The following is an 11,070-nucleotide window of genomic DNA, read 5'->3' as shown; positions in this document are numbered from 1 at the left end:
GGAATGACATCATTATAGCATCCGCCTAAGGCGGACAAAAGGCCGGACAGTAGTGATGTTATTTATTAACTGATATTAAAACCATTTTCACCATGTTCAGAAGTCTTTCACATGAGAACGGTTTTTTGATAAAAAGATCGCCTCCGGATTGGAATGACATGCCCGAGTCGTCTTTGGCATCCTTTCCGGTTAGAAACAACACAGGTGTGTCGGCAAGCCGGGAATCATTTTTAATCTTTGAACAAACCTCATAACCATCCATCACCGGCATCATAATATCAAGAAGGATTACATCCGGTTTAAAGCTTTGAGCCTTTGTCAAACTCTCAACCGGGGAATTTTCAACTTCTACTATATAACCGGCATTAGACAGAAACGCTTTGATAATATCGGTTATTTCAGGTTCATCATCGATGACCAGAACTTTATGATTTGCAGCCATCTATATTTCTCCTAAGCATTTATAATATTCAACCCGACGGTCTTGCCAAAGATTGTTTAAATCGTTAATATTCTTTCTCCTTGCCTTCTCTATCATAATATCGGCAGAGAACGATTCTTCTTTATTATCGCTTGCTCGATATAAAACATTACCTTTAACATCGGTAATCTGGCTTTTGCCGGTAAATTTCAAGCCACTATTTCCTCTGAACTCCTCGCCGATTCTATTAGCGGTTACCGTAAAGACACAATTCTCAATTGAGCGGGTTTTCATTGCTTCCTGACAGAAAGGCATAACAAGGTTAGCCGGATGGCAGATAATATCGGCATTCATAAGCGCAAGACATCGAGCAACTTCCGGAAATATCCAATCGAAACATATCATCATGCCGATTTTTGCGTTTTCATAAGTGAAAACCTCAAGCGGCAGATTTCCGGGTAGGAAATATTTTTTTTCATCGAAATAAAGATGCAGCTTTCGGTAAAGATGAAAACTGCCGCTGCTATCGATAAAGGCGCATGAATTATAAATTCCCTCTGCGGTTTTTTCGGGAAATCCATAAATTACCGCTATTTTTTTATTCTTCGAGAAAGCCGAAATTGTCTTTCGTGTAAATCCATCATCGACATTTTCGGCAAGATTGTTGACCTCATCCTGTGATGTGAAAACATACCCGCTGTTAAAAAGTTCGGGTAAAACATAAAGCTCGGCAGGCTCGGCATCAATCATGGACAATGCCTTTTCGATATTGTTTTTGACCATACCGAATTCCGGCTGCATCTGGATGAAAGCAACTTTCATGAAAGCTACATTAATTCATTATGAATTTTCAGGCAAGCAAATAATTGTACCGGAATCGAAATGTCGGGTTTTTCCCGCTGGTCGGAACCCGACCTGCGAATACTTTGCTAAAAGTTTCCTTCGTGCTGTCGGAAGTTACTTCCGACAGCTCTGGCAGAAAAATCCACCTATAACGGATATCAGCACATACGAAGATTTGTGAATCATGCGATACAAAAAACCTTGCAGGCAAGATATTTGTAAACCAACGTTTTATATTCTTATTGCGAGAATGGTTGATTTTTAGACAGCAACTTTGTATCGTTATTGTATGAAAGAAAAGGCAAAGATAAACCTTAAAGATTTCTCTTTGGAGGAAATAGAACAATTAACAGTCCGGTTTGGCAAAAAAAGTTTTACGGGACGGCAGTTGTATAAATGGATATTTAATCAGGGTGTTGATGATTTTAATCTTATGACCAACCTGAGCAAGCAGTTTAGGGAAACGCTTAAGGAAAAATGCCGCATTAGCAAAATAGCTCCTCTTAATCATTATAAATCGAGCGATGATACGGTTAAAACTGTCTGGGAATTAGACGATAATTCAGCTATCGAATCGGTGCTTATCCCGGATAACGGCAGACTTACGCTTTGCTTGTCATCGCAAGCCGGTTGTCCGATAGGCTGCGGTTTTTGCGCTACCGGCATAGGCGGATTTAAACGCAATTTGACCTCCGGCGAGATTTACGACCAATATCTGTTAACCAAAGGCAGTCTTGAAAAAGATAAAAGAATTACCAATATCGTTTTTATGGGGATGGGCGAACCGTTTTTAAATTACGACAATGTGATTAAAGCCTCGACTATATTGAACAGTCAATTGGGAGCGGGAGTATCCGCCAGAAAACTTACCATCTCAACTGTCGGTTTAGTCAATGGCATCCACAGACTGGCTGATGAAAACCCGAGGTTTGTCCTGGCGATTTCGCTTCACTCGGCTATACAGGAAAAACGGCGCAAGCTTATTCCAATCGCTAAAAAATATCCGCTTGATATGCTTAAGAAAGCGGCGATTTATTACACCGAGAAAGCAGACCATCGCGTAACATTTGAATATCTGCTTATAAAAGATGTAAATGACGGCTTAGAGGATGCCAAAGCGCTGGCTGATTTTGTGAGGGGGATTCCCTGCAAGATTAATTTGATTGCATATAACGAGGTTGAAGGCACCGGCTACCATAAACCAGATGAGAAAACCGTTTTAGTCTTTAGGGATTACCTTTACCCTCGTGCTCCGGCTGTTACCCTGCGCAAATCAAAAGGAACGGATATAAAAGCCGCCTGCGGTCAGTTGGCCGGCAAGCGGGACTTGAAATAACTGGTTATTTCTATCTAACGACGCATTAAATAGCAGGGATTATCGCGAAGGCAGAAAAGGACGTATGCGATACGTCCCTACGCGATTTGCTATATCTATTGCGAAGGTAGTCCTCAGCAAAGTAGGGCAGGTCTTTCCGAGACCTGCCTTTTTTTATTCCTCGGGATAGAGTAAAGCGACATCCTGAGGACGATAATAGCCAAGACCTAAAAGAGGGTATCTACTAACTGCCTAAGTTGGGGCACGGGGATGTACACCAGCCATATAAGCAAAATATTTTCAGGCTGTAAAATAATCAAATATTTCTTGCATATTTGAAGCTTACGAATATCTTATATGGAATTGGAACTCTATGCGTTGAGAAGACGTTTAAAAATAATTGATGTAAATTTAGGAGGTTTTGTGAAGAGATTAATTTTAATGTCGGTGTTGATTTGCTTGCTGACAGCCGGGTTTAGCCTTGCTGATGAGGGTAAATATGAAACTAATACGGTCTATTTAGACAAGGTAACCGCCAAACCGGGCGAACACTTTGCGGTTAATGTTTATCTGTATAATGTTGATTCTCTCGCTGGCATGCAGGTACCGATATTTTTCCGCTCGGATAAAATTGATCTTTATTGCGATTCGGTATCATTTGCAAAAAGCCGATGCGAATATATGATGTTCAATGATATCAAAATCCCTGAAAATGAGCAAGGGGTACAGGATAAAGTAGTTTATTTCTCATTTATAAGCACTATCGACCCCGAGTCTTATGTTCCATCATTACAAGCCGGTGATGGTATTGTTGCCACAATATATTTTACCGCTCCCGAAGACTGCGAAGAAGGTGTAGTGAAATTAACCCGGGGCATGATACCTCATCCTCATATTAGTTTCATATTTGCCGTATGGGATCCTATGGGCGATAACGTTGATGGTGATTTTATAGAAAACGAGATTATTATTAAGAAATAGCAGGGTTCAGCAAAGTAGAACAGGTGTCGTTAGTCCGCCGCGGCGGACTAACGACGCATTAAATAGCAGGGATTATCGCGAAGACAGAAAAGGGCGTATGCGGTACGCCCCTACGCGATTTGTTATATCTATTGCGAAGGTAGTCCTCAGCAAAGTAGGGCAGGTCTTTCCGAGACCTGCCTTTATCGCGAAGGCAGGAATCCTTTCCTGCCTTTTGCATCTATACGGCTTTATTCTTGGCTGTTTCTTTCTTCTTCGAACTGCTTGCAGGCTCGACAATGGGCTTGTCGTTTTGGGCATCTCTTTTGTAGCTTTCCGAGCGGTGATCGGTGATATAAAAACCGGAGCCTTTGAATAAAAAACCAGCACCGCCGGAAATCAGCCTTTTAACAGAACCGCCGCATTGGGGGCATTTTTTCAACGGCTCTTCTGTAATCAGCTGGAACTCCTCGAACCTGTAATCACAATCCGTGCATTTATATTGGTATGTAGGCATTAGGCAGACTCCTCTATTTTTTCCGATGCTTTCTTGTTATCGGAAAGCAGTTTCATCAAGTTATCTTCTTGAATAAACTTGGCGAAACTTTCAATAGTTTCGAAATTTTTTATAGAAAACAATCTTATTACCCAATTAGTTGACATTGGAGAGATAGTTATTACCGGCACTTGGCAGTGTAAGGCTCGATACATTTCGATAGCAGTCCCCATCGAGGCTTGCGGCAGAAAGGCAATCATCAGGTCGGATGAATCGACAATATCAAGATGCATAAAAAATGTCTCTTTAGCCTGGTCGTCATCATACTCGATAGAATTGCTATGGCTGGCAAAAGGGTCGATTATCTCAAAATCGGGATATTTCTCATGAAATATTGCTTTGATTTTCTCGCGATAATCCTGAGAGGTAATATTGCTCCCTTGACAGGAGCCTTGAATAATTCCGCCAAAAAAAACTTTCATCGTCCAGCTGCAATTAAAAAAAGCCAGTTTGCCGCGACTAAGAATATCACAGTTACCCTGACCGCCAAAGAGATTTTACTGCTTACATCTATTCTAAGCTTAAAACGAAATATATATTCTACAAGTTTAAAAAGCGAGAAAAAAAACAAAGCCGCACAAAATAGTACAGCTAACGGGTTGAAACAAAGCATGCTGATAAATTCGCCCGAAAAGAACGCCCCTACAGCGCGCGTTACTCCGCAGCTTAAACAGGGAACGCCGGTTAGGTTATGGAAAAGGCAGGTTGACGGCGGCCTAAAGCGATACATTGCCAAAGCGCCGATTATTAATATCATCCAGACGACATGAATTGACAGGGGATGTTTGCCCTTGATAACTTTTAAGTTCATATCAATTAGACGCGCCAATTAGGCCGAAAAGGAATGTTGAAAAACCGCAGCAGCATAGACAGCACAATATCAATGGCAAAAACACAATGAGGATAGCTTTGCCTATATCGTTTTTATGAACTTCTTTAAGGCCGATAATCACAAGAACCAATTGCCAGATTATGGCAATCAAACTGCCAATAACCGGTACAATCGCAAAAAATGACGGTCCCTCCGAATATGTAATTATACGAAAGGTGGCTTCAAAGCTTTCACTTTTCCAATTAAATATAGTCATGATTAGATGCAGAATGCCCGCCCATATAAAAAACCAGGCGGTAAGCATAAAGGGAAATAATACAATTTGAAACAAATGTGAGATTGATTCCATTTGACGTGAAAAATCGTATAAATCTCTATCGAAATCTTGCCCCATATATTGGTACCATGGTGAGGGGTCGAATAATTGACTAAAAAACTGCTGGTAAACCATGCTAAATACAAGCCCTATAAATCCAAAAATCAGTCCGTATAACAGGGGATTGCCAATACCGCCGGTTGCCGGCATCTTGCGATAAAAACGAGTCGGATTAAAAACGCTTTCTTTCCAGGTTTCAAAAAGTGAGCTAATAAAACCGAGTTTTGACCTGTCTTCCCAGAGTATATATTTGTTTTCGGTTTCATCAGGCGCTTTATAAATCAACGTTTCCCGTTCAGGCGGTATTTCGCTTTGCTTTTCATCGGGCGTAAGCGGCTCTTCCATTGAGGCGCCGCAATGAGGACAGAATTTTATCTCGCCATCAGCTTCAGCCATCTTACCGCAGTTGCGGCAGTATTTAATCATGATTCAACCTCCTGATATTATCATCCTTTCGGATGGTTTTCTGCTTTACATAAACTCAAAATCAGTCAATTGTTATTATAGGATACGACAATGATTTACAAAAGTTAAATATTTTATTTGTTGATATGTTAGCAGATTTAGTTTTCTATCCCTCCGGATGGAACGGAGTGACATCCTGAGAGTTTTGCAGATAGTACGCATCTGCTTAAGAAGAAAAATACTACCTCATATGAACAACATCTTGATGACGGAATATTTCGCCCTCAGGATGTCGTCCGCTAAGGCGGACTTCCATCCTGAGGGATAATAAAGCAGGCAGGTGTCGTCTGCGGCGGCGGATTGCCCTATGTTAAGTTCGCAGGTCAATCCGCCCGGGGCGTCCGCCTCAGGTGGATACACCCTCTGTTACCAAGCAGCGCTTGGTAACAAGAGTGGTTTGTTGCCTTGTCAACAACCTAACCTACCCGCTGGATAGGATACCTTGTGATGCCCATAACGCCTATCATTTTTATAGCCAATTCAGATTATCCCTTTACATTAACCAAATATGCTATTAAAATTATCACATGATAAAATATAAAAGAATTTGCCTGATTATCCTTGATGCCTGCGGAGTGGGCGAGCTTCCGGATGCCGCTGACTATGGCGATGCCGGCTCGAATACTATCGGCAATTGCGCCAAGGCAGTCGGCGGATTGAACATGCCTAATATGGCTGATATGGGTTTGGGTAATATTATACCCATCGAGGGCGTGCCTCCATCCGATAAACCTAAAGCCTGCTATGGCAAAATGGCTGAACAATCTGTCGGTAAGGATTCTACCGTAGGCCATTGGGAACTGGCCGGCATTATCAGCAAAAAACCTTTTCCTGTCTATCCCGATGGTTTCCCTGATAAAATAATCGAGGAATTTAAAATGCTGACAGGCCACGGGATATTGGGCAATATCCCAGCCTCGGGAACGGAGATTATCGCCAAGCTTGGAGAAAAGCATATTAAAACGGGCGACCTAATTGTATATACCTCCGCCGATTCGGTTTTTCAAATTGCCGCTCATACCGATGTTGTGCCTTTGGATAAACTGTACCATTATTGCCAGTTTGCTCGTGATATGCTGGTGGGCGAAAATGCGGTAGCGAGAGTGATTGCCCGTCCGTTTACCGGCAAGCCGGGCGCGTTTGTCAGAACATCGGACAGGAAGGATTTTTCGGTTGCGCCGCCGGTTGATACAATTCTCGACAAACTGAAAAATGCGGGTTATGATGTCGTTACTATCGGCAAGGTGGATTATCTTTTCGCCGGCAAGGGGATAACTCGCGCTAATCATACTAAATCAAACGAGCACGGCATCAAGGTTATTATCAGCCAGCTTGCGGAGGATTTCAAGGGGTTGTTGTTTGCCAATCTTGTTGATTTCGATATGCTGTGGGGACATCGAAACAACTATGTCGATTTCGCCAAGGGTCTCGAATATTTTGACAGCAATTTGCCCCGCATAATATCGAGTTTAAAGAATGACGATTTACTGATAATCACCGCCGACCATGGCTGCGACCCGACAACTGTCTCGACAGACCATTCCCGCGAGTATGTGCCATTGATAGCGTATTCGCCATCGTTTGAAGATATCGGCGGCAATCTCGGCATCAGAAAAACATTTGCCGATTTAGCCTCCACTATAGCCGAGATATTTAACATAGAAAATTTTAGTGAAAGCATAAGCTTTGCGAGTGAATTAAAATGAATGATGATGAACTGATTTTAGCCGCCAAGAATGTCCAGCCAAACGCCTATGCTCCCTATTCGCAGTTTAAAGTAGGCGCGGCATTGCTTGGGGATGATGGCTCCGCTTATACAGGCGTCAATGTGGAAAATGCCTCCTATGGTATAACAGTCTGCGCCGAAAGAGGCGCTATTGCCAAAGCGGTTTCGGAAGGGTGCAATAAGTTTGTAAAAATAGCGGTATATACGGATTGTTCGCCGCCGGCAACGCCATGCGGAGTCTGCCGTCAGATGTTATTCGAGTTTGCTCCCGATTTGCAAATTATCTGCGCCAATAATAAGAACGAAATTAACCGCTATTCAATGAAACAGCTTTTACCCGAGGCTTTCAGAAAGCGAGGCAGATAAGATGAAATTAGCATCGTATATAGACCACACACTGCTTAGCCCGATAGCGACAAATAAGCAGGTGGAAACATTATGCGGCGAAGCGATTGAGCATGGCTTTGCCTCGGTTTGCGTTCATCCCTATTATGTGCCGTTATGCAAAGAATGTATTGGCAGTAATAATATTGCCATTTGCACGGTTGTCGGTTTTCCTTTCGGGGCGAACAATAATTTGACAAAAATATTTGAAGCAAGCCAGGCTATTCAAGATGGCGCAACTGAAATCGATATAGTAATGAATCTGCCTGCATTTAAAAACGGGGATTCCGAAGCTGTTTATAGCGATATTCTAAGTATCAAAGCAATATGTAAAGAATATATTGTAAAGGTGATTATCGAAACCGCTTATCTCAGCAAGCAGGCAAAAATCGATGCCTGCCGTATTTGTATCGATGCCGGCGCAGATTTTGTGAAGACATCAACCGGGTACGGACCAACTGGCGCAACTGTCGATGATGTGGTGCTGCTTAAGGATACTGCCGCAGGGGCAATCAAAGTGAAAGCGGCCGGAGGCATCAAAACCCGCGCTTTTGCCAAGCAGTTGATACAAGCTGGCGCCGACAGGCTTGGCACCTCATCGGCGATGGCGATAATCAAGGGCTAATGATGAATCCCGTTGAAATCATATCCGCCAAGCGCAACGGCAAAGAACTTTCAGCGAAAGAGATAAAATATTTCGTAGATAATTATACCTCCGGCGATATACCCGATTATCAAATGGCGGCATTTTTAATGGCAGTATATTTTAACTCGATGACTGCCGATGAAACCGCCGCCTTAACTGCCGCTATGCTTGAATCCGGCGACAGGATTGTTTTCGACCCGCAGGATAAGTTATACATCGACAAGCATTCATCGGGAGGGATTGGCGATAAGGTTTCGATTATCTTAGCTCCGCTTATGGCCGCCTGCGGTTTGAAAGTGCCGATGCTTTCCGGCAGAGGTCTTGGGCACACCGGCGGAACGCTCGATAAGCTGGAATCCATTACGGGATTCCGCACCGATCTCTCTATCGAGGAATTCAAATCGGGCGTTGATTCGATAGGTTGTATAATCACCGGACAGACGCCGCAAATAGCGCCAGCCGATAGAAAGATGTATGCCCTTCGGGATGTTACCGGCACGGTTGAGTCGATTCCCTTAATCTGTGGTTCGATTTTATCGAAGAAGTTTGCTGCCGGTACAAATTCGATTGTTTTCGATATCAAGTGCGGCAATGGCGCCTTTATGAAAACAGTCGAGCAGGCGAATCATCTCGGCCAAAGCCTGTGTGATATTTGCGATGTTATGCATAAGGGCGCGGTTTACCTTATTACCGATATGAACCAGCCCTTAGGCAATGCCGTTGGCAATGCTTTGGAAATTGATGAATCAATTGCCGCTTTGCATGGCGGTGGTCCCGATGACCTTATGCAAGTGGTTTTCAGCCTTGGTGAATCCATGCTCAAGCTGGGCGGGATTGCTTTCGGAGAAGATGCTTTGCGGCTGCAAAAGGAAAAAATCGATGACGGTTCGGCTTTTGAGATATTTTTAAAAATGGTCTCATATCAGGGCGGCGATACTGTCTGCCTTGAGAAAGGCAAGCCTCTAAAGCCAGCTGAAAAAATATTTGATGCAACCGTAAGCAAGAGCGGCTATATAAAATCGATTGATACTTACCAACTCGGCCAGTTGATAATCAAGATGGGCGGCGGCAGGACAACGGTTGGACAGCCGATAGACCATTCGGTTGGATTTATTATACACAAAAAGATTGCTGACTATGTTGATGTAAATGACACGCTGATGCAGATTCATTCTAACGGTCAGCTTGCTGATGATTATCTTAAGCAAAGTTTTGCCGGATGTTTTGAGATTTGCGAGCAGGAAATGCAGCTGCCTGTGTTGATTACTAAGTGATGTTTGGGTAAGCTTAATAAACAGCATCTAATTCGATATCGTCAGGAAAGGGTTTCTACTGGCTAACCGAGTCAGGCTGCGCGGTTAGTGGTTGGTGTGCGTCCTCGTGCGCCAACAATGGCTCTAATGTAAAATCCGGGATAATAAATAGTCGAAACCACAAGGAGAGATTTGACCTAAAAGGCGCTAACTATCGCCTTCAGGATGTCATCCGTCTAATGGGAAATTCCAGAAAAATATACCCGACAGGCAGATAAATTTATTTAAATCTTGACCGCCATCCAAATATATAGTTATAATCCCCTTATGAAAAAGATTAATGCAATTCTTGCTGCAATAGCAGTATTATTCCTTATATCCAGCATCGCTCTGGCAGGTGATTTACCACGCCCTCAAGGCTATCTAAACGATTTCGCCGGTGTAATCGACAGCCGCAGCGCCCACCAAATTGAATCGATGTGCACCTCTATTGAGAAAAGTACCGGAGTGGAGATCGCGGTGGTAACCATAGCAAGCTTAGAGGGGGCTTCGCTCGAACAGGAAGCATTGCGCTATCTTGTGGAATGGGGAATCGGCAAGAAGGGAAAGGACAATGGAGTGATAATCCTTGTCGCCCAAAAAGAACGCCAGGTTCGGATTGAGACAGGCTATGACATTGAGGGGGTTCTCCCCGATGGCAAAGCCGGTGAAATTATAAGATACGACATAATCCCTCGGTTTAAACAAAGTGATTATGGCGGCGGGCTTTCGGCGGCAGTGTTTAAAATCGGGAAAATCGTAGGCGGCGAAACAGTAGTCTATCCCAAACAAAACCGCAAAAAATCGAATCTTGGCGGTCTTGTCTATCTGATATTTATAGTCTTCTTCATTATCTCCGCATTAACCGGCAGACGGCGCGGCAGAGGCTTAGGCTTGCTCTTTTTAATGACCGGTTTTGGACTGGGTCGAGGCTCCGGCGGATTTAGCGGCGGTTCCAGCGGTTTTGGCGGCGGCGGTTTCGGCGGTTTTGGCGGCGGTATGGGCGGCGGCGGCGGCGCTTCCGGCGGATGGTAAAAAATCCGGATTTTGTAATCGATATTTTTCAAATTAATCCAACTTGATATACAAAAACGCGTAGGGGCGTATTGCATACGCCCTCTTCGCTTATTTTAGTGAAATTAACTTTTACATTGTGACTGGCAGACGCCTTAGGCTCATCTTCTACAGTTGCGAGCTTCAATTTTGCGTAAGTCGTTGATACATAAGGGGCGGTTTCCCGAAATCACCAAAGTG

14 protein-coding genes are annotated in these 11,070 nt (G+C 43.5%); 8 read left to right on the top strand and 6 right to left on the bottom strand.

Going from position 1 to position 11,070, the window contains the following annotated elements; genetic code table 11:
* Positions 1 to 58: 58 nt before the first annotated feature.
* Positions 59 to 442: a response regulator gene (locus J7K40_04115; protein ID MCD6161584.1), complete on the bottom strand. Its 384-nt coding sequence runs from the start codon at positions 440 to 442 to the stop codon at positions 59 to 61.
* A complete protein-coding gene (locus tag J7K40_04110) occupies positions 443 to 1,243 on the bottom strand; it encodes an acyltransferase (protein MCD6161583.1) in 801 nt (266 codons plus the stop codon).
* Here J7K40_04110 and J7K40_04105 point away from each other — a divergent pair.
* The 3 genes from J7K40_04105 to J7K40_04095 all read left to right on the top strand — a co-directional run bounded on the left by J7K40_04105 (position 1,242) and on the right by J7K40_04095 (position 3,560).
* Positions 1,242 to 1,445, top strand: coding sequence for a hypothetical protein (locus J7K40_04105; GenBank protein MCD6161582.1), 204 nt, complete (start codon positions 1,242 to 1,244; stop codon positions 1,443 to 1,445). The two genes, J7K40_04110 and J7K40_04105, sit on opposite strands and share 2 nt — an antisense overlap.
* 108 nt (positions 1,446 to 1,553) lie before the next feature.
* On the top strand, positions 1,554 to 2,600 hold the full coding sequence (rlmN, locus tag J7K40_04100; GenBank protein MCD6161581.1) for a 23S rRNA (adenine(2503)-C(2))-methyltransferase RlmN: 1,047 nt from the start codon (positions 1,554 to 1,556) through the stop codon (positions 2,598 to 2,600).
* Positions 2,601 to 3,002: 402 nt separating this feature from the next.
* The gene (locus J7K40_04095; GenBank protein MCD6161580.1) at positions 3,003 to 3,560 is read left to right on the top strand and encodes a hypothetical protein; all 558 of its coding nucleotides are present in this window, start codon (positions 3,003 to 3,005) and stop codon (positions 3,558 to 3,560) included.
* Between the two features lie 220 nt (positions 3,561 to 3,780).
* On the opposite strand, the gene J7K40_04090 is transcribed toward J7K40_04095, so the two are convergent.
* Genes J7K40_04090 through J7K40_04075 form a run of 4 tightly spaced genes read right to left on the bottom strand, consistent with a single transcriptional unit; the run spans position 3,781 to position 5,729 of the window.
* Positions 3,781 to 4,056 (bottom strand): zinc ribbon domain-containing protein, encoded by a 276-nt coding sequence (locus tag J7K40_04090; protein ID MCD6161579.1) that lies wholly within the window; start codon positions 4,054 to 4,056, stop codon positions 3,781 to 3,783.
* Positions 4,056 to 4,517: a hypothetical protein gene (locus tag J7K40_04085; protein MCD6161578.1), complete on the bottom strand. Its 462-nt coding sequence runs from the start codon at positions 4,515 to 4,517 to the stop codon at positions 4,056 to 4,058. The genes J7K40_04090 and J7K40_04085 overlap by 1 nt, the downstream gene beginning before the upstream one ends.
* Complete coding sequence (locus J7K40_04080; protein ID MCD6161577.1) at positions 4,514 to 4,906, bottom strand: DUF2752 domain-containing protein; 393 nt, start codon at positions 4,904 to 4,906, stop codon at positions 4,514 to 4,516. Before J7K40_04080 ends, J7K40_04085 begins: the two co-directional genes overlap by 4 nt.
* A 1-nt stretch (position 4,907) precedes the next feature.
* The gene (locus J7K40_04075) at positions 4,908 to 5,729 is read right to left on the bottom strand and encodes a YIP1 family protein (protein ID MCD6161576.1); all 822 of its coding nucleotides are present in this window, start codon (positions 5,727 to 5,729) and stop codon (positions 4,908 to 4,910) included.
* 566 nt (positions 5,730 to 6,295) lie between these two features.
* Here J7K40_04075 and J7K40_04070 point away from each other — a divergent pair.
* The 5 genes from J7K40_04070 to J7K40_04050 all read left to right on the top strand — a co-directional run bounded on the left by J7K40_04070 (position 6,296) and on the right by J7K40_04050 (position 10,851).
* Positions 6,296 to 7,474, top strand: a complete 1,179-nt coding sequence (locus tag J7K40_04070) for a phosphopentomutase (protein MCD6161575.1) — start codon at positions 6,296 to 6,298, stop codon at positions 7,472 to 7,474.
* Positions 7,471 to 7,860, top strand: coding sequence for a cytidine deaminase (gene cdd, locus J7K40_04065; GenBank protein ID MCD6161574.1), 390 nt, complete (start codon positions 7,471 to 7,473; stop codon positions 7,858 to 7,860). The genes J7K40_04070 and cdd overlap by 4 nt, the downstream gene beginning before the upstream one ends.
* 1 nt (position 7,861) lies before the next feature.
* On the top strand, positions 7,862 to 8,503 hold the full coding sequence (gene deoC / locus J7K40_04060; protein MCD6161573.1) for a deoxyribose-phosphate aldolase: 642 nt from the start codon (positions 7,862 to 7,864) through the stop codon (positions 8,501 to 8,503).
* Positions 8,503 to 9,798 carry a thymidine phosphorylase gene (locus tag J7K40_04055; GenBank protein MCD6161572.1) on the top strand — a complete coding sequence of 432 codons (1,296 nt, stop codon included), beginning with the start codon at positions 8,503 to 8,505 and terminating at the stop codon, positions 9,796 to 9,798. The genes deoC and J7K40_04055 overlap by 1 nt, the downstream gene beginning before the upstream one ends.
* Positions 9,799 to 10,104: 306 nt before the next feature.
* A complete protein-coding gene (locus J7K40_04050; GenBank protein MCD6161571.1) occupies positions 10,105 to 10,851 on the top strand; it encodes a TPM domain-containing protein in 747 nt (248 codons plus the stop codon).
* The last annotated feature ends 219 nt before the right edge of the window (positions 10,852 to 11,070 follow it).

This window comes from Candidatus Zixiibacteriota bacterium (assembly GCA_021159005.1).
Taxonomy (GTDB): Bacteria; Zixibacteria; MSB-5A5; order UBA10806; family 4484-95; genus JAGGSN01.
Note: the sequence above shows the minus strand (reverse complement) of the source record. Positions and strands in the feature narration are given on the sequence as shown.